Source organism: Pseudomonas sp. App30 (assembly GCF_047947025.1).
GTDB lineage: Bacteria > Pseudomonadota > Gammaproteobacteria > Pseudomonadales > Pseudomonadaceae > Aquipseudomonas.
In genome coordinates this window covers 1081567-1099737 of record NZ_CP133165.1, presented here as the reverse complement: position 1 = coordinate 1099737, position 18171 = coordinate 1081567, and the positions used below count along the sequence as shown (strand labels likewise).

Here is an 18171-nt window from a genome sequence, read left to right as displayed (position 1 = left end):
CCTGATTTTCGAGGAGAAACCCCATGAGTTTCTTACGCAATACCTGGTATGCCGCCGCCTGGGACACTGAAGTGTCGAGCGGCACATTATTTCAGCGCACCTTGCTCAATGAGTCGGTGCTGCTTTTTCGCGACACTGCGGGGCAGGCCCAAGCCATTTCCAACCGCTGCCCACACCGCTTTGCTCCTCTGAGCATGGGTACGTTGGCAGGCGACGCGGTGCGCTGCGCTTATCACGGCCTGCAATTCGACGGCAGCGGGGCCTGCGTGCACAACCCCCATGGCGATGGCTCCATCCCCAAGGCAGCGAAGGTCAGGAAGTACCCGTTAGTCGAGCGTTACAGCCTGCTGTGGATCTGGATGGGCGATGCCGCACAGGCAGATCCATCGTTGATTCCGGATTTCAGTTGCATGGACCCGGAACACTTCTACGTAGGCAAGCGCTACCTGCATGCCAAGGCCAACTATGTGCTCGAAACCGACAACATCATGGACCTCAGCCACATCGAGTTTCTTCACCCGGGTACCCTCGGTGGGGACAAGGTGAAGAGTGCGCTCACCAGTGTCGAGGAAACGGCCGATACGGTCTGGTCCAATCGGCAGACTGTGGCCGAGATCATGCCGGATTTCCTCTACGACGCTTGGAGGATTCCGCGCGGCACCTTGGTGGACCGCTGGATCGACGTTCGCTGGGACGCCCCCGCCAACATGCTGTTGTTCTCTGGCGCGGTTGCTACCGGGCGGCCGCGCGCCGAGGGGGTGGCCAGCCCGATTCCTCATCTGTTCACGCCCGAGACGGACACTACTACCCACTATTGGTTCTCCATGTGCTTTCCCAAGGCCATGGGCGAGTTCGGGGCGCAACTGGCTGAGGAGCAGGTGGCCGCCGTCAACGTGCCATTCACTGAAGAGGATTTGCCCATGCTGGAAAACCAACAGGCGATGATGGGGGATACCTCGTTCTGGGACCTGAAACCTGTGTTGTTGATCGGTGATGCAGGCGCGATTCGCGCCCGGCGCGTGCTCGACCGGCTGATCGCCGCCGAGCAGCAGAGCAGAGGCTAGGAAGATGTTAGAAGTTATCGTCACTTGCAAGCGTACCGAAGCTGAAGGCATTTGCAGTTTTGAATTGGCATCGGCAGATGGCCACCCGTTGCCGGCGTTCAGTGCCGGCTCTCACGTCGACGTCCACGTCCCGGGGGGCGCGGTACGCCAGTATTCCCTGTGTAATTCGCCTGCCGAAAGCCATCACTACTTGATTGGCGTGCTCCTTGATCCGGCTTCACGGGGCGGATCCAAGGCCATGCACGAAAGGGTCGAGGAGGGCACCCGGCTTGTCATCAGCGAGCCGCGCAACCTGTTTGCGTTGGCCCATGGCGCCCAGCGTTCGCTATTGTTCGCCGGAGGTATCGGCATCACGCCGATCCTGTGCATGGCGACGCGCCTGGCGCAGATAGGCGAGCCCTTCGAGTTGCACTATTGCGGTCGCTCGGCCGAGCGCGTGGCGTTCATCGAGACCATCAGGGCATCGGCATTTTCCGGCCATGTGCATTTCCATTTCGACGACGGCCCCCCCGAGCAAAAGCTAGACGCAGCGGCGGTATTGGCGGGTTTCGGCGCCCGCGACCACCTGTATGTGTGCGGGCCGGGCGGCTTCATGGAGTTTGTGTTGGGCGCCGCGCGCACGGCGGGGTGGCAGGAGCAGAACCTGCACCGTGAATACTTCGCCGCGGCACCCACCGTGAAGGCCGACGACGGCTCGTTCGAAGTGCAGCTGGCAAGTTCCGGGCGCTGCCTGCAGGTGCCGGCCGATCGTTCGGTCGCAGAGGTGCTCAACGAGGCCGGCATCGATATCCCGCTTTCTTGCGAGCAGGGTATCTGCGGTACCTGCGTCACCCGGGTACTGGAAGGTACTCCCGATCACCGGGACATGTTCCTGACGCAGGCCGAGCAGGCACTTAACGATCAGTTCACGCCTTGTTGCTCGCGATCAAGAAGCCCTCGTCTGGTGCTGGATCTGTAAGCGATGCGGATACGCCAACAGCCGCTGCAGGCCCGTCTCGCGGCGGCGCGGACAGCCACCTTGGCACCTTCCCCTGGCCCAATGGGCCTAAGGTAGAAAGTTTATGAACGCGCTATTTAGCCTGGCCGACAAGGTTGCGCTGGTGACGGGTGGTACGCGGGGTATCGGGCTCGCGATCGCCCAGGTACTGGGGCATGCTGGAGCGAGGGTAATCATCAGCAGCGAAAGCACGTCTGATTGCGCCCAGGCCGTCGTCCAGCTCCAGCAGCAAGGCGTGGATGCGACTGCAGTGTGCGCCGACCTGCGCGTGCAGCAAGAGGTCGATGAACTGGCCCGCCGAGTGCTTGCTAGCCACGGCCGGATTGACGTCCTGGTGTGCAATGCTGGCGTCGCGCCGCACATGGGCCCGATCGCCAGCGCCAGCGAGCACGACTGGGACCTGACCATGACGGTCAACCTGCGCAGTGCGCTGTGGTTGTCGAGTGCCCTGTTGCCCTGCATGGCCGCCGCTGGCGGCGGCAGTCTGGTGCTGATGGCCAGCATCGCAGGGGTCCGTGGCAATCGGAGCTTGGGTCTGTATGGGCTGTCCAAGGCAGGCCTGGCGCAATTGGCGCGCAACCTGGCGGTGGAGTGGGGTCCCAGCAATATCCGTGTCAACGCCATCAGCCCGGGGCTGATTCAGACCGACTTCGCCCGCCCACTGACCGAGCACCTCCAGGTGCTCAAAAGGCGCCTGGAGCAGACGCCGCTACGGCGCATAGGGCTGCCCGAAGAGATCGCGGCGGTCGCCCTGCTGCTGGCGAGCCCGGGAGGCGCCTTCATTACCGGACAGAACATAGTGGTCGATGGTGGTACCACTATTGGCGATGGCAGCTGAGGAGAACAGCATGGCAGAACTACCAACTTTCAAACCCGTGATGGTTCACCGACCAGTTCACGCCATGTCGCTCCCGATCAATAGATCCACGGTTACCGCTAGTGCGCTGGCGCAATGTGTTGACTGCTTGGCACAACCGTTGCCCGTTTCTCGACATGACACTGCAGTACCGCAAGGTTCGATTCGTCTCCAGCGATGGCCTGCACGATGGATAGGGTGGGTGCTGATGGGTAGTCGATATTCGGCGCTGTCGAATAGCGCGTGGTGCAGCCGAATGTCCAAGGGGGAGTAATGCGCGTATTGATCACGGGAGCCAACGGCTTCGTTGGCCGGCTGCTGGCTCACCAGCTCTTGGCAAACGAGGCGATTTGTGGTCACGCTATCGGCAAGCTGTTATTGCTTGATGCTCGTCTTGAAGGCTTCTCTACAGACCCACGGTTGCGCCTGCATGAGGGCAGCATTACCGATGCAGCGTTTGTTCGCCGGGTATTGGCTGATGGCGTAGATGTAGTCTTTCACCTGGCCAGTGTGCCAGGTGGAGCCGCAGAACAGGATTACGATCTTGGATATCAGGTCAATCTGATGGCCAGCCTCGAACTGCTTGATCAACTGCGTCACCAGCCGCGCCCCGCCGTGCTGGTGTACGCCAGCAGCATTGCGGTATACGGCGCGAATTTGCCCGCACGTATGGATGAGCAAGCCGCCACGCAGCCGGAGCTTTCCTATGGCGCGCACAAGCTGATGGTCGAGACCGCGCTGTGCGACCTGTCGCGGCGTGGGGAAGTCGACGGGCGCGCTTTGCGTTTGCCAGGGATCGTTGCGCGCCCAAGGCAAGCCAATGGTTTGCGCTCGGCATTCATGAGCGATCTCCTGCACGCCTATGCCGCCGGCGAGGCTTATATCTGTCCAGTGGAGCCGCATGCGACCGCGTGGTGGATGTCTGCGCGCTGTTGCGTCAACAACTTGATCCAGGCGGCCGACATGCCCGGGCTCGCAGCCAATACCGAGCGGGTGTGGCAGCTGCCAGTGCTCCACTTATCGATTGCGCAGGTCGTCGATGCGTTGGCCAGCCGCTTTGGTGAAGCAGGGCGGGCGGCGATTAGCTACCAGCCCGATGCGCGTCTGCAGGCCTTGTTCGCGGCCATGCCGCCGTTGAAAAGCCCGCATGCCCGCGCCGCCGGATTCACTCACGATGGCAACGCCAGCGCCTTGATTCGCAACGCTCTCAACCTCGGCACGGCAAGGAAGACGAGCTATGCACAGACCCAAAATGCCATGAGAAAAATCATATGAAGACTGCCAAGCGCCGCCTGCTGGATCTATCCGCTACCCTTGACAATAACCCCTACACGGATCCGCCCACGCTGCTCCCCAAGATCGACTACATGGATCATCAGCAGGGTTGGCCGGAAATGGCCGCAATGTTCCCCGGCCTTTCTCTCGAGCAGATGCCTGATAACGAGTCGTGGGCCGCCGAGCGGCTGAGTATCACTACCCATAGCGGTACGCATATGGATGCCCCCTGGCATTATGCGTCCACCACCGATGGTGGCAAGCCGGCATGGGGTATCGACGAGTTGCCGTTGGAATGGTGCCTGCAGCCCGGCGTGAAGCTCGATTTTCGTAAGCTGCCAGACGGGCACATCGTTACTGCCGCACAGGTTGAAGCAGAGCTGGTGCGCATCGGCCATAGCCTTCAGCCGTTGGACATCGTGCTCGTCAATACCCGCGCCGGGGCGCTGTTCGGCCAACCTGGCTACCTGGACGCCGGCGTCGGTATGGGGCGCGAAGCCACCCTTTATCTTTTGGAGCGAGGTGTGCGGGTTGTCGGTACCGATGCCTGGAGTTGGGACGCTCCGTTCAAATACACCCGCGAGCGGTTTGCTAAAACCGGTGATGCATCGGTCATCTGGGAAGGGCACAAGGCCGGGCGCGATATTGGCTATGGGCAAATGGAAAAACTCGCCAACCTCGAGCAATTGCCAGCCAATGGATTTGAGGTGTCCTGTTTCCCCTACAAGATCAAGCATGCGTCTGCTGGCTTCGTTCGCGCGGTCGCCATCTTCGATGAATCGGTACCAGCGCTATGAACCGCTATCTTGCCGCCGGGCTCGGATTTTGGGTCAGCTTGGGCCACGCGACTGACGCGCCGCAGGACGCCCAGGCTAGCGCGTTGCTCAAGCGCGCCGTTGATTACTACCAAGTGCAAGGCGATGCAGCCTTGCCGGCATTCAGCCGCCAAGGCGAGTTCATCGATGCCGACCGTTTCATATTCGTAGTCGATAGCCACGGCACTCTGCTGGCAAGCGGGGGTAACTCTGCCGTGCTTATCGGACGTGAGATATCCAAGGTACTTGCTCCAGAGCTCAACGCAGCCTTTGCTGATGCGTTCGACAACATCGGCAAACAGGGCGTCCAAAGTGTGGAATATCGCTGGGATAACAAGGCGCAACATCGTATCGAGCTAAAGCGGGTGTACTTCCAGAAGGTAGGCGACAGAGTCATTGCTGCAACTCAATCAGTTCCCCGCGCGAGCGCAGAACAAGCGGTGCGATTGCTGGAAAATGCCGTTGCGGCCATGCAGCAGAACCCTATGGGCACAGTGAAGGCCATCAACGATCTGTCGGCGGATTTTCGTGAAGACGATCTGTATGTTTTCGTCGTAGATGCCCGTACACATCGCTATGTTGCCCATGGGTACAACCTGCGATTGCTGGGGGTTGATTTCACCAGCATCCACGACCCGGCAGGCAGGCCAGTGGGTCAGCCAATCGTGGCATTGATGCGTAACGCCACCTCGGCCAAGTACGAGTATCGGTGGAAAAATCCAGTGACTGGCATCGTCGAGGACAAGTACGCGCTGATCCGCAAGGCGGGAGATTACCTGGTAGTCGTCGGCTACTACCGCGGGGCCCAGGCAGGCGTGAATTAGATCCTGGAGGACCATCGTCAGCATGATGGCCCCCAGTTCCGAATTGACCCAAGCTAACAGCCTCCACAGCCCGCGGCCAGACGTGCAAATGATGACGCGAGATTGGATCTGCTGCTAACGGGCCGGGTTACCATTTCCGTAGTGGGTCTGCACACTTGAGGCCAAGCGTTTTAGATGCCACCCAGCCCCAGCAGTTGGTCAATCTGAACACGTACCAGCAGCCCCACGGCCAGGCCATCGCGGGGGTTTTCGGTCGCATAGGGATTGAGCTTGCTGCTGGCATTGAACGAGCGCGCGATATACGGGCTGAGAATGATGCTGTCCCCCAAGACGATGTTGGCATCCAGATTCAGCGTGAACTCATCCGCGTTTGGACTATAGGTGCTGCCCGGGTTGCTCAGGGCGTGCGCTTCCTCCAGATAGCGTTGGGAGTCTGCTGTCTGGTGGACCCAGTTCATATGCACAGAGTAGCTGTCGAAGGGGCGGCTGCGAAACGGCGCCGACAGTATCAAACCGGTGTTTGCCTGACGCGTAATACCGTTGCTCTGACCACTGCCGGCATTGCTGTCGAACAGATGCGAATACGCAACGTAGGCGCTGATCGCAGTAGGGTGCTTATCTTTACCGAGGCCGCCATCAGCACGCCAGAAGGTCTGCTTGGCCCCCAGGTAGGCGCCGGTGATGCCGTCACTGGTGCGCGGGGCTGCGCTGCTCGATGCACGCGATGTGCCATCCACGGTGTAATAGGGATCGAGCTGCGCGCCATTATTGTGAAAGCCTAATACCTCGACACTGGTCGGATAGGCGCTATTGCCATAGTCCGTACGATAGGCAATATCGGCCAGATAAGTGCTACTCATCGTGCCCCCGCTATCGCCGGCGCTACGCTCCCAGCCATTGGTGAAGGGGTACATATTGTTGCTGCGCCAGGCACCTATTTGAGCACGCCATTGCGGATTGAAGTCATAGGCCACTCGGGCCCCCCAGTTGGCATAGGGGGGGGGTGAAAGCAGCGGCATCTTGCAGAATCACATTGACGCAGCCCAACGGCACGTTGCAGAGGGGCAATGCGAAATAGTTGCCCGCGTTACTCTTTCCTACCTCTAGGGTCAGGTGATTATCCAGCAACCGTTGCTCGTAGGTCAGCAAGGTCAAGTGGCTGGTCTCGGGCACGTATGGATTGGGCTCTCCAAGCAACGGGTCGCCCACTTGGGAGCCATAGCCGAGGTTGCTGACCCATGGCGCATAGAGTTGTTGAAAGTGCACAATGGCGCCGCCAATCCCAGCTATGCGTTGCATGTCGAAGTCCGCGCCGATGTCGAAAAACGTGACTGACGACTTGTTGCCAGTCTCCAGCCCGGTACTCGGGTTACGCATGTACATTTCAGTCATGCCCAGGTGCGGACTGATTCCGTGTTCTTTGAGCCAGCGTCCCTGGTCCACCAAAAGGCGATCGTCCCGGGCGGGCTGGTGCGGTTCTGCGAACAGCACGCGTGGGCCGGTGCGCTGATTGGGGCTGGTGCTGTCGATGCTGGAGGGGAGCTCCTGTAGCGAGCGCTGCACCGGTAGCACGTCGCTGGGCTCGGCTGCCAACGCGGTGGCGCACAGGATGGGAAGCGAGTAGCCGAGCGCTGCAATTTTTTGAAGCTGCTTTCATGCGTTTATTACCTGTTATTTTTGTTCTTGAGAGCCGTTTGTTCTGCTCAAGCAGGCGAAACGAGTCAGTCGGTATCGGGCGGCCGATGCTGTGATCCGGGTCGAGCAACGTTAACCGACGGGCGATGCTTCTTGTGCAGGGCCCAAGGTGCGCCTGATCAGTTGCTCCAGGCTGCCGTCGTGGATAAATCCCAAGGCTTGAGCGGCAGGGCTTGCAAGCGGCGGGTAACTGGCAAATGTCGACTGCAACACTGGGTTAAGTTGGTATTGCACTTTGGGTGGCGAGGTGAATCCTGCGTATCGATTGACCCCCTCAATGACTTCGGCCAGGGTGAGGTGCAATACGGGCAACGCAAAAACGCGTTTCAGGTGCAGAGATTGGGCGGGGATAAGGGCGCCATGGAGCAGATTGTCCACGCAGCACTGCACCGACATCCACCATGCAGTGCCTTCGGCACTGACCGGGCATACGAAGGGTTCGCCGTCGCGCAGCTTCCAGAACAAGTCGCTCATGAATGCCGAGAGCAAGCCGCTGGACTGTGGGGGGCGCGCGACGATACCGGGCAAGCGCAAGGCGATGCCGTCCAGGCGCCCGCGGCGGCTCAGGTCCTCAAGCAATATTTCCCCGATGAGCTTCTGCGCTCCGTAACTCAAGCCCGGACGCAGCGGTGTCTCGTCATCGACTACTGCAGGTAAAGGCGAGCCATACACCGCGATAGTACTGGCGAACACTACGCGAGCCGGATTGGCTTGCTGCTGCAGCTGTTCGAATAATGCCAAGGTAGCTTGCAGATTGACCTGACGCCCCAGTTCGTAATCACGCTCAGCCGCCCCCCCAGGCACGCTGGCCAGGTGAAAGGCTACATCCACCGGTACCGCCAGTGCGGCTTCCAGCACCTGTGGGTCGGCCAGGCTACCGGCCAGATACGAGATGCCGGGAGAGTCATAGGCAGGGAGTTGAAGGTCGACCAGCGTCAGGCGCGTCCACGCCAAAGCACTGGGGGCACTGACCAAGCGGGCTACCAAATGTGCACCAACGAAGCCGTTGGCACCAGTCACCAGTATGTGCATTTCAGAATCCTTCCGAGGCGCCCGGCGCCACATAGCGGTTATCGATGGCGCCGAATACGCTGACAGCGTCGCTGTCGAGCATTTCAAAACGCAAGCGTTCGCCGAAGTTCAGGAACGGCGTCTGCGGCTTGCCATGGGTGATGACTTCCAGGGCGCGTCTTTCCGCCAGGCAGCTGGAGCCTACTTCAGCATGATCGCGGTTTGAAAAGGTCCCGCTTCCCAGCAGGGTGCCCGCGCCCAGATTGCGGTTGTAGGCCAGGTGGCTCAGCAACTCGCCAAAACTGAAATCCATTTCGCGACCATTGGGATGGCCGAACCACTGCTCATTGCGTGATACCTGCAGGTCGAGCGTAACTCTGCCTTGCTGCCAGGCATCGCCCAGTTCGTCCATAGTTACTGCGACAGGGGCGAACACAGTAGCGGGCTTGGCTTGTATGAAACCGAAACCCATGGCCATTTCGCGGGACAAATGCGTGCGCATCGAGACATCGTTGAACAGGGTGAACAGACGGATGCCGCGCTCGCATTCAGCAGGTGTGGCACCCATTGGAATGTCGGCGGTAATCACCCCGATCTCGCCTTCAAAGTCGCAATTATCGGCTTCGTCAGGGAAGGCATAGTCATCGCAGGGCCCGCGAAAATCATCGCCTTGACGTTGAATCAGAATAGGCACGCCTTCAGGCACATCGATCTTGAGGTTGAACGCGAGTTGCATGATGGCGCCATGGTTCAAGAATGCCGAGGCGTCCACGAACTGGTAGGCGCGCGGCAACGGTGCCATGGCTTGGGCCGGGTCGAATTTGAATGCGCCGCTGGCCTGGTTGTTCTGCAAGGACTCGAACAACGTTTGTAGCTGCGGCGCGCAGTCCTCCCAATGCTCTAGGACGTGCTGCAGCGTGGGGGCAATGCGGTGGGCATCGACCGCGCGTGATAGGTCCCGCGAGACGACTACCAGCCGGCCCCAGCGAGTATCGCTTTTGAGTGTGGCGAGTTTCATGGTGTAACTCCTCGGAAGGCTAACGCTGTTGTTACCAATGAATCAGTGGTTGACCACTGACAGGAGAACGGAAGCAGGGGATACGATTGCCCAACAAGCTTCCTAGATACACCGTTTTCAGATCTGGCCCGCCGAAGGTAATACTGGCCATCCAGGGGGCCAGTTGCCCATGGGCGGCCTGCATGACCTGCGGGGTCAGCGTACGGTTGTCACGCTGACGGTAGAGCTCTGCATTGGCTTGCTCATTGCCATCGTCCAGCAGGGTCAACACCTCGCCTTGCGGGGTGATCGCGATCAACTTGTCGGTCATGATCAGGGTCACCCACAAGTTGCCGGCGCTGTCAAAAGCGAAACCGTCCGGGAAGCCCTCCAGTGACGGCGGGCCATAGACTTCCCGGGCCCTCAGCGTTGCGTCTGGGCCAACCCGGAATCGCGAGATCCGCCGGGCATTACTTTCCACCACGTAGAGCCATTCTTCTGCGTCATCGAAGCGGATCTCGTTGGTGCCTTCCAGATCGCTGGCGACAATGCGAATACCGTTGTCATCGATCACGCCGATGTAGCCATCGGCGACCTGGGCATTGATCGAGTCGGCCCAAGGCTGCATTTGCGTGGTCACGGTAAACCAGGTCCGGCCTTTGGAATCGAGCAAAGGGAAGTTGGTTTTGCCCAGCGGCAAACCGTCCAGGTGGTCGTGCAGCACCTTCAAGTGGCCTTGCGCGCTCAGGTGCTCGATCCTGTCGAGCCCCCAATTGCAGATGATGAAATCGCCCTGGGCGGTCAGGGCAAGGCCGTTGGGCAGTGACGCATTACGAGACTGAATGAAGCGTTCTTCAAAGCTGCCTTCGCTGATGCGGGCATCTTGTGGACAAAGTAGCGATTGGCTGCCGTCGGGGTTGATGCGCATCACACCGCCGCGGGCGTCGGCTGCCCAGAGCGTGCCGTCACGCTGGGCGATGATGCATTCGGGGCGTTGCAGGTCATGGCCGACAAAGGTGATCGCGTGACGATCAACCTGCCAACCGATCAGTGGGTTGTAGGACATTTGAACCTCGAACAAGCGTGGCAGGGCTACAAAAAGGGCGCGTTGTCGGTTCACCGTGACGTCTGTCGGCGTCACGGTGGCGCCAATCAGATAGGTTGCAGCAAGGTCTTCATGGCCTCGCGCATGACTCGGCCGTGTTCCTCTTTGGACCCCCCGGACATTTCGATTTCACCCAGGCGCATGGAGCTCTCGACGACCAGGCGGCAGCGCTCCCAGCGCCGCGACTGAAAGCTGGCCAATGCATCCGCTACGTTGCTGGCATTTGCCAGCTCTTGAGCAACCACAATGCCATCCTCGATACCGATACCCGCACCTGAGGCCAGGTGGGGCGTGGTCGCATGCACTGCATCGCCAATAAGCAAGACGTTGCCCGTCGCCCAAGGCAGCGGCATCAACATGCCTTCCAGCGGTCGGTAGATGACTTTGGAGTTGGTACCCAAGGATGCAATCGCATCCTTGAGCAGCGGGGCAGTGAATTCTTCCAGCAGTTGCTTGAGCATAGGGACGGCTTGATTGTCTTCTACGTAGGTAAGCTGCGGGCGAATGTCGTTCAGGAACAGATACATTTCGTCCTTGGACACCGGGTTCACCCCGGTTTTGCTCTGCTTGCCCAAGAACATTGAGCTGCGCGGGACCTCCCCGCGAGGCACCACCGCACGCCAGACGCCCTGTCCGGTGTAAAAAGGCTTGGGTGCAGTGGGGAAGAGGGTCTGGCGCACTTTGGAGAACACCCCGTCGGCACCGATCACCAGATCGTATTCGCCGCGAGTGTGATCGGTAAAGGAGACCTGGACCTTGCTGCCGTCCTGTTCGATCTTGGTAAAGGTACAGCCCAACCGTACTTGGGTGCCGGAACCGAGGGTGGCTTTGGCGAGGATTTTCGCCAATACCGGCCGCATGATCGCACCGCCGCCAGGTATATGCTCGCCCGCAATACGAGGCGTCGGCAGTTGGCTGATGAACGTGCCGTCGGCGGTGTGCATGTCACAGCCGTCGGCACACCAGCCCAGTTCGACGATGGAGTCCAGCACACCCAGTTCGCCGAGTGCGCGTAATGATGGGCCGCTGATCGTGATACCGGCGCCGTAGGAGCGCCAGTCCTTGTCGAGTTCGACCAGATCGACCGCGATATTGGTTTTGCGCAGCTGAATCGCAGCGGCCATTCCGGAGAAGCCACCGCCAATGATCAATGCTTTGCAGTTGGGCGCTTGCATGAGCGGGTCCTTGTTATTGTTGTACGAGCAATGCTGCATGGCATTAGCCAGCACTCATCAACCCATGGTCTTGCGTTTAGTGTGGATCGCCACCAGGAGCCCATTTTTCGCGGTGTTCGAACAGAAAGTACTGCGAACTGTCGGCGCTGATATTGACCTCGCGCGCTACCCAGCTGTCATCGTGCTGGTCCATGTCAGCGTCGTACTCGACGTGGCAACCCAAGGGACTGTTGAAGTACCAGAACCAGTTCGAGCCCAGTTGGTGGCGGCCGGGCCCCCAAAAGGACGTGTAGCCTTTCTCGACGAAGCGAGTGCCAGCCATCATGACCTCGGTAGGGCCACCCATGTGAAAGGTGAAATGCTCGATGCCTTTCATGAATGCGGGTGTCTGGATCAGGAACAGGCAGTGGTGGTCATGGGAGCCGGCGGGGCGCAGAAACGGGCCTAATTCCTGGAAACGATCGGTACAGATGAACCCCAGGCGGGCATAAAATGCCTCAGCCTTGGCGCTGTCCGGTACGAAATAGACCACATGAGAAAGGCTGCGCGGTAGAGCGGGCATATCCTTGTATGCACCCAGCTGGTTGACTTGCCGGCCTGCAATATCGCCAGGTGCGTTGATGGCTTCGGCGCCAATGCCTATCGGGCGGCGCTCAGCGATCTGGAAGCCCAGTGCGAAGCCCATATCGTCAACACAGCGCAGTACGCCGTCCGAGCCCCGGGTAACGTCGCGATCTGTGCGCAGCTCTTGCTCAATCGCTAGCAGTGCTTGCTCGTCGGCTACCGCATAGACCGTTTCGCGTAGTGTGCTGGCAGTGCCCATCGAGGGTGGCAAGGCCGGATCGGCCTTGTCCAGGATAACCACAGCCGTGCCATCCAATGCTTCGAGGCGACTGCCGTCGCCTACCGCGCTGAGGCCATAGTCAAGCATGTACTGGCGGCAGGCGCCGACGTCGTCCACGCCAAATACAAGGTATTGGAGTCCGATAATATTCATATCTATTAACACCGAAGAAAGGGGAGAACCGTGGATCAGCTCACACGGCCATTCAGGGTTTCGGCAATCCAATCGGCGATGTAATGCCCGGCGTTGACCGGATTATCGAAGCTGGAATGCTGAATGCCACCCATACGTTCAGTGAATATCTTGAGCTCGCGCTTGGGGCTGTTGACCAGTTGGTCATAGGTGCGCTGGGCCCATTTGAGCGGGATCTGCGAGTCTTTTTCGCCGTGCGTTACCAGGAACGGCACTTTTATACGATCCAGAATCCCGTCGAGGTGGACGTTTTCGGCGATCTGCATGAACTCGTCGGTATCCATGCCGCCCCATACCCAGCGTACGTGTTCCCAGTAGTGAGGCACCGGGAAGCTGCCTTCCTTGTCCAGGCGACGTTTTTGCACATCGCGCCAGTCATGGTTAGCGCCCCACACCACGCCACAGGCGAACCGCGGTTCGAACGCCACAGCACGTGGGCAGTAATAGCCTCCTAGGGATACCCCTTCCAGGCCGATACGCTGTGGGTCGACATCGTCACGTTGTTCCAGCCAGTCGACGACGCGGCTGGCCCAGTGCTCGCTGTCGTAGCGCGCCTTCATGTCATAGATGCGCAGGGCTTCACCGGTACCCGGCTGATCGACCAGAAGCGAGGAGACACCCCGTTTGGCCAGCCAACCCGGCAGGCCGACGCGGTATTTCATTTCCTTGGTGGAGTCCAGGCCATTGACCTGTACCAGTATCGGAGCCGGGCCTTCAACGCCCTCTGCGCGAACATACAGGGCCGAGAGGACCTTACCCTCATAGGGGATTTCGACCCGCTGACAGTTTTCTCGGCTCAACAGCACGCCACGCTCGAAGGAGGCCAGGAACTGCTTGTAAAGTTCCAGTCGGCCGGGAGCACCGTGCCCCTGCAGGCGTTCGCAGGTGATGTAATAGGTCGCGGCACGGTTGTATTTTTCCCCGGCGGACAACATGCGGCCTTGGGCTTCGTCTTCCTCGGCCAGGCCGCACAGCTTGTCGGCCATCCGCCCCCATGTTTCACGAAACGCTTGAGTGCCTGCAGCATCAGGCTGTTTTGAGGCTTCTAGCAGAGGCGCGCACATTTCTTCGATTTCGCCCATCCGAGCACCAGACTCGATGGCAAGGTCAACCGAAAGATTCCACACGTAATTGGTAGGAAAATAGCGGAACATAAGTAGTCACTCGTTTTTGGATTTATGGTTTCGATGTAACGTTGTCCGACTCTAGCGAGCGCATGGCTGATTGAAAATTTGCTTGTATCCATGCCAGCATTCGATTTCATCAACACATTCGGAACCTCTATGCGCTTCGGAAAGCTTGATTTGAATCTCCTGGTGGCGCTGGACGCATTGCTCACTGAGCGCAGCGTCACCAAGGCAGCCGAACGGCTCAGCCTCAGCCCCTCAGCCACCAGCAACGCATTGGCCAGACTCCGAGACTATTTTCAGGACGAGTTGCTGGTGCAGATGGGGCGCAAGATGATTTTGACCCCCAGAGCCGAAACGCTACAAAATCCGATACATGACATTCTGCAACGGATAGATAGCACGGTTTCCGAATCCCGTTACTTCGATCCCTCCGCCTCTACGCGCGCATTCAGAATTTTGGCCACCGAATACATGCAGATCGTGCTGATGCCTTCGGTCATGGAGCTGTTTGAAGAAGCTAGATGCACAGCGCAAATCAATCTGCTGCCCTGGACCAGTACTTCCAAGCGCGATCTTGAACGTGGTGAAGTAGATTTCCTGATAGCGTCGCAGGATTTGCTATCAGAGGATCACCCCTCCCAGCGGTTGTTCGAGGACAGGTTGGTGTGCCTGGTATGGCGTTCAAGTGAACTGGCCAACGGACCCCTGACGAACGAGTGCTTCATGAATGCGCGCCACGCCAAAGTCAAAGCCTGGGGCGGCTTACAAGACCCTATTGCTTCTTGGTACCCCAGCAGTTCGGACGATTCAGCCGGGACGGTTGTCAGCACTTATAGCCTGGCTGCCTTGCCGTTTTTGGTCGAAGGCACCGAGAGCATTGCCGTTGTCCCGTACCTGTTGGGCGTGAAACTTTCAGCTGCTGGGGTATTTGAGATCAGGGAAATGCCTTTCCAGGCACAGCAGATGAAACTCGCAGTGCAGTGGCATGATTACAATGCCTGTGACCCTGGCATCACCTGGTTGTGTGGAGTCTTCGAACAAGCGGCAGCGGGTTTGCGCAACCCTCATTACAGCCCAGAGTGTTGATCCCCAGGGTGGGCGCAGCCACTCAGTTTCGGAGTTCGTCCATCGCAGTTGACAGTTGTCTGGCGGTGCGATTCATAGAGTCGGTTGCAGTGGCAACCTGCCGAAAAAAACTCAAGCGATTCCCGGACAACGCTTTCACGTTCTCGACATTACGATTGATCTCCAGGGCGACACTGGCTTGCGCCTGCGCCGCCGTAGTGATCTGGTGGTTGCGGTGGTTGATTGCTTCCCCGATGCCGTAGATGCCGCTCAGCGCTTGTCGGGCCTGCGCGGCATCTACGGCGCACTGGCACTCATGCTTGCCTTGCCCTGGCTCATAAGGTCTGTCGCCTCCCTGACGCGCAGTTGCAGGCCAGCGACCAAATCGGCGATCTGATCGGTTGATTGCGCCGTGCGTAAGGCCAGTCCACGCACTTCGTCAGCCACCACTGCAAACCCGCGACCTTGCCCGCCGGCCCGTGCAGCTTCTATCGCGGCGTTGAGCGCCAGTAAATTGGTTTGTTGGGCGACGGAATTGATCACTTCCGCTATCCAGGCCGGTGGCACGGTAGCCATCACCGCCAGCCAAACCCTCACCAATAGCGTCATCCACGAGGACTACGGCTACTACGCCGGCGCCAACCAGATTCAAAATACCCAGGCCGCGACCGGCCCGCGCGTGGTCGTCAGGGTCAACGCCTAGTTGCCCCCGAAACTGGCGCAGCAAGAAGTCGATCCGCTGACCCTGCCAGGCTTCAGCCTGCCCACGGGCCAGAACGGCTTGTTCCGCATTAGTGGCCAAGGCGCTGGCACCGTTGTTGCGCCTCAGGACTTGATGCTGAGCAGCGGCCAATTTAGCGGCGTGCAGACAGCCGGGCGGCGGGTGTGCGGGGGGGGGGGGGGACAGCGCTTTGAACATGGCTCGTTTCCTCGACGGAGCACTGGGTGCTCCATCCTGCAGTCGGTTGGCGTGGCAGGCGTAGGGGCCTGCACGCCTCGACTGTAGGGGAGGGAGGAGAGGGGCAAGTAGCACAAATCGGCAATGCGATGTAGCCGCTGCCGCGAGGCTGCAATGGCCCGCGTTGGTTTGCTGGTGGTCACGCTACAGATGGACGAATGCCCATGTGATTTGCTTGGCGACGGCGGTGGTTCTAGCGTGGCAAGATGACATCCGGAAAAATCTTTCGCTCGCCGCTTCGGCCATGGTCCTGCTCGGAGACAGATTTGGAATTGTCTCTCTAAAAAGTGAGTGAAACTGGTAACTAATATGGTCGGGCAATGAATGGGCATGGTTTGCCATCGAATCCCATCAAGCACCGACAGGTTGTCGCGATCTTAAAATGGGTCATTCACTAGGTAGATTGGTGAGTTGAGCGGCCAACAGCGGTCTTTAGGTCACCAAACCCATAGGCCATGTGATTTCTTCAGCGGTCAGAAATTGAAATTGCATTCGGCAATCATAGGGCTTGCATCGCCGTTGACCGCGCAGAGGGCAGATATTGAAGCTGCGGAAGCGCAAAGTGGTATAAAATTGGTATGCGGGGAAAGTCTTGTTAGATCATTTTAAATAATACGTTGTTGGTCCCATCCATCACTGGGCGAAGAGGATGTTGCCGTTTCTCCAAGACTTTCGGTTCTTGAATATCGGTGGCGATCCGTTTGACAGGAAAGCAGCGTCGCGTGGTTAGACTCGCTTTCAGGTTGGAGGATCTAAATTAACCGCTTACCTGTCTTGGCATAAAGCGACCATTCCTCCATCAGTTCTCTGCGTTTTTCCAGAAGGTCTCCTCTACGATAAGCTGCTTCTGTTGCATTCTTGATTTTATGCGCTAGCGCCATTTCCGGGACGGTTTCGGAAAAATGAGTCGCTTCTGCGGCCCAGTCGCGAAAGCTGGACCGAAATCCATGCATTGTGATGACTTCGTTTTCTGCATTTCTCCACCCGATTCCCCCGGCGTTGATGAATGATTCATCCATCCTACGTAGTTTAAGCAACATCGCCATGTTCGACAGAGGTCGACCAGGCTTTTGACCAGGAAAAATAAAAGGGTTGTTGTGTACTTTACGTAAACCTAAAAGCGTCTTGATTACCGAGGATGATAGGGGGACGCGATGCGCCCGGCTTGCTTTCATTCGTTGTGCAGGGATGGACCAGATCTTGTTGTCGAAATCAATTTCATCCCACGTTGCTCCAATGGCTTCTGTTGTTCGTAGTGCACATAATATGGTCACCTTCACAGCCATAGCGCTCATATCAGAATGTTTGTCCAGCTCTGCCATGAAGTCGGGCAAACGTTCCCAAGCAAGGGCCGGATGGTTGCCCTTGTCCGATATTTTTCGTTTCGCCAGAAGCTTATCGAGGTGACCGCGCCACAGGGCGGGATTTTCCCCTGCGCGTAGCCCCAAGGCTTTAGCCGCACTCAAAACCAGCTCAATACGATTACGCACCCTGCTAGCGGTTTCGGGCTTGACTGTCCAGATGGGGTTAAGAATTTTCAAAAGGTCAGCCGTTTCAACTTCCGCGACCGACTTGGACCCTATAACCGGATAGGCGTAGGTTTTTAAAGTGTTTGCCCATTGCTGTGCATGTTTGGCATTTTTCCAGCCTGGGCGATGAGCTTCGACATAGTCTTCAGCCATCTCCTGAAATGACTTCTCTGTAGGTTTTTCATGCTCAGTTGGTGGGCTGCTAGCCAAAATACGCATCTGTAGCGGATCAATCCCACTCTTCACATTCTTGCGTGCGTCCGCCGCCAGGTCTCTGGCCTCAGCTAAGCCAATATCGGCTATGGTGCCAAGACCCATGTCCCGCATCTTGCCATTGACTTTGAAGCGGTAGATCCAGCTCCCGCTGCTCTGAGCAGTGATTTTCAGGTAAAGACCTTGGCCGTCGCTGTTCATCGAGGGTGCTCCGTTACGAAGCAGCTTCTCTACGGTTTTCACGTTAAGTAGGTTGGATTTCATAGTAGGCCCATCCCAGCAGTCCACTCGATTTCCAGCCCATATTCCAGCCCATACTTTGGGAACCGGTCAGGGCTGGAGGCCCATAGCACTCATTGGAAGAGGTTAGCGTCAATGCATTGATTTCGAGAGGTTATTCGTCGAAGATGTGGTAGCAGGTGGAGC

Annotated in this window: 17 protein-coding genes and 1 pseudogene; 8 read left to right on the top strand and 10 right to left on the bottom strand. The window is 58.4% G+C overall.

Features of this window, described 5'->3' with window-relative positions; translation table 11 throughout:
• Window positions 1-23: 23 nt before the first annotated feature.
• The 6 genes from RAM80_RS04830 (at window position 24) to RAM80_RS04805 (ending at window position 5831) form a co-directional block, all read left to right on the top strand.
• Complete coding sequence (locus RAM80_RS04830; protein WP_416425099.1) at window positions 24-1064, top strand: Rieske 2Fe-2S domain-containing protein; 1041 nt, start codon at window positions 24-26, stop codon at window positions 1062-1064.
• A gap of 4 nt (window positions 1065-1068) precedes the next feature.
• A complete protein-coding gene (locus RAM80_RS04825) occupies window positions 1069-2022 on the top strand; it encodes a PDR/VanB family oxidoreductase (protein WP_416425098.1) in 954 nt (317 codons plus the stop codon).
• 103 nt (window positions 2023-2125) lie between these two features.
• On the top strand, window positions 2126-2899 hold the full coding sequence (locus RAM80_RS04820) for an SDR family NAD(P)-dependent oxidoreductase (RefSeq protein WP_416425097.1): 774 nt from the start codon (window positions 2126-2128) through the stop codon (window positions 2897-2899).
• A 291-nt stretch (window positions 2900-3190) separates the two neighbouring features.
• Complete coding sequence (locus RAM80_RS04815) at window positions 3191-4192, top strand: NAD-dependent epimerase/dehydratase family protein (RefSeq protein WP_416425096.1); 1002 nt, start codon at window positions 3191-3193, stop codon at window positions 4190-4192.
• Window positions 4189-4989, top strand: coding sequence for a cyclase family protein (locus RAM80_RS04810; protein ID WP_416425095.1), 801 nt, complete (start codon window positions 4189-4191; stop codon window positions 4987-4989). Before RAM80_RS04815 ends, RAM80_RS04810 begins: the two co-directional genes overlap by 4 nt.
• Window positions 4986-5831: a cache domain-containing protein gene (locus RAM80_RS04805; protein WP_416425094.1), complete on the top strand. Its 846-nt coding sequence runs from the start codon at window positions 4986-4988 to the stop codon at window positions 5829-5831. Before RAM80_RS04810 ends, RAM80_RS04805 begins: the two co-directional genes overlap by 4 nt.
• 170 nt (window positions 5832-6001) lie before the next feature.
• On the opposite strand, the gene RAM80_RS04800 is transcribed toward RAM80_RS04805, so the two are convergent.
• The 8 genes from RAM80_RS04800 to RAM80_RS04765 form a co-directional block, all read right to left on the bottom strand.
• Entirely contained in the window at window positions 6002-6805 is an 804-nt protein-coding gene (locus RAM80_RS04800) for a carbohydrate porin (RefSeq protein WP_416425093.1), read from the bottom strand.
• Window positions 6795-7394: a hypothetical protein gene (locus RAM80_RS04795; protein ID WP_416425092.1), complete on the bottom strand. Its 600-nt coding sequence runs from the start codon at window positions 7392-7394 to the stop codon at window positions 6795-6797. The genes RAM80_RS04800 and RAM80_RS04795 overlap by 11 nt, the downstream gene beginning before the upstream one ends.
• Before the next feature lie 204 nt (window positions 7395-7598).
• Window positions 7599-8558, bottom strand: a complete 960-nt coding sequence (locus RAM80_RS04790) for an NAD-dependent epimerase/dehydratase family protein (protein ID WP_416425091.1) — start codon at window positions 8556-8558, stop codon at window positions 7599-7601.
• Window position 8559: 1 nt separating this feature from the next.
• Window positions 8560-9555 carry a fumarylacetoacetate hydrolase family protein gene (locus RAM80_RS04785; protein WP_416425090.1) on the bottom strand — a complete coding sequence of 332 codons (996 nt, stop codon included), beginning with the start codon at window positions 9553-9555 and terminating at the stop codon, window positions 8560-8562.
• A gap of 31 nt (window positions 9556-9586) precedes the next feature.
• The gene (locus RAM80_RS04780; RefSeq protein WP_416425089.1) at window positions 9587-10600 is read right to left on the bottom strand and encodes an SMP-30/gluconolactonase/LRE family protein; all 1014 of its coding nucleotides are present in this window, start codon (window positions 10598-10600) and stop codon (window positions 9587-9589) included.
• 86 nt (window positions 10601-10686) lie between these two features.
• Window positions 10687-11814 carry an FAD-dependent oxidoreductase gene (locus tag RAM80_RS04775; RefSeq protein ID WP_416425088.1) on the bottom strand — a complete coding sequence of 376 codons (1128 nt, stop codon included), beginning with the start codon at window positions 11812-11814 and terminating at the stop codon, window positions 10687-10689.
• Window positions 11815-11890: 76 nt separating this feature from the next.
• On the bottom strand, window positions 11891-12811 hold the full coding sequence (locus RAM80_RS04770) for a VOC family protein (protein ID WP_416425087.1): 921 nt from the start codon (window positions 12809-12811) through the stop codon (window positions 11891-11893).
• Between the two features lie 35 nt (window positions 12812-12846).
• A complete protein-coding gene (locus RAM80_RS04765) occupies window positions 12847-14004 on the bottom strand; it encodes an alpha/beta hydrolase family protein (protein WP_416425086.1) in 1158 nt (385 codons plus the stop codon).
• A gap of 90 nt (window positions 14005-14094) precedes the next feature.
• On the opposite strand from RAM80_RS04765, the gene RAM80_RS04760 reads away from it, so the two are divergent.
• Window positions 14095-15066 (top strand): LysR family transcriptional regulator, encoded by a 972-nt coding sequence (locus RAM80_RS04760; RefSeq protein ID WP_416425085.1) that lies wholly within the window; start codon window positions 14095-14097, stop codon window positions 15064-15066.
• 338 nt (window positions 15067-15404) lie between these two features.
• On the opposite strand, the pseudogene RAM80_RS04755 reads toward RAM80_RS04760, so the two are convergent.
• Window positions 15405-15588 (bottom strand): annotated as a pseudogene (locus RAM80_RS04755) (methyl-accepting chemotaxis protein); the annotation flags it as partial.
• Here RAM80_RS04755 and RAM80_RS04750 point away from each other — a divergent pair.
• The gene (locus tag RAM80_RS04750) at window positions 15581-15748 is read left to right on the top strand and encodes a hypothetical protein (RefSeq protein WP_416425084.1); all 168 of its coding nucleotides are present in this window, start codon (window positions 15581-15583) and stop codon (window positions 15746-15748) included. The pseudogene RAM80_RS04755 and the gene RAM80_RS04750 overlap by 8 nt on opposite strands.
• A 1007-nt stretch (window positions 15749-16755) precedes the next feature.
• On the opposite strand, the gene RAM80_RS04745 is transcribed toward RAM80_RS04750, so the two are convergent.
• Window positions 16756-17946 (bottom strand): tyrosine-type recombinase/integrase, encoded by a 1191-nt coding sequence (locus RAM80_RS04745; protein ID WP_416425083.1) that lies wholly within the window; start codon window positions 17944-17946, stop codon window positions 16756-16758.
• Between the last annotated feature and the right edge of the window lie 225 nt (window positions 17947-18171).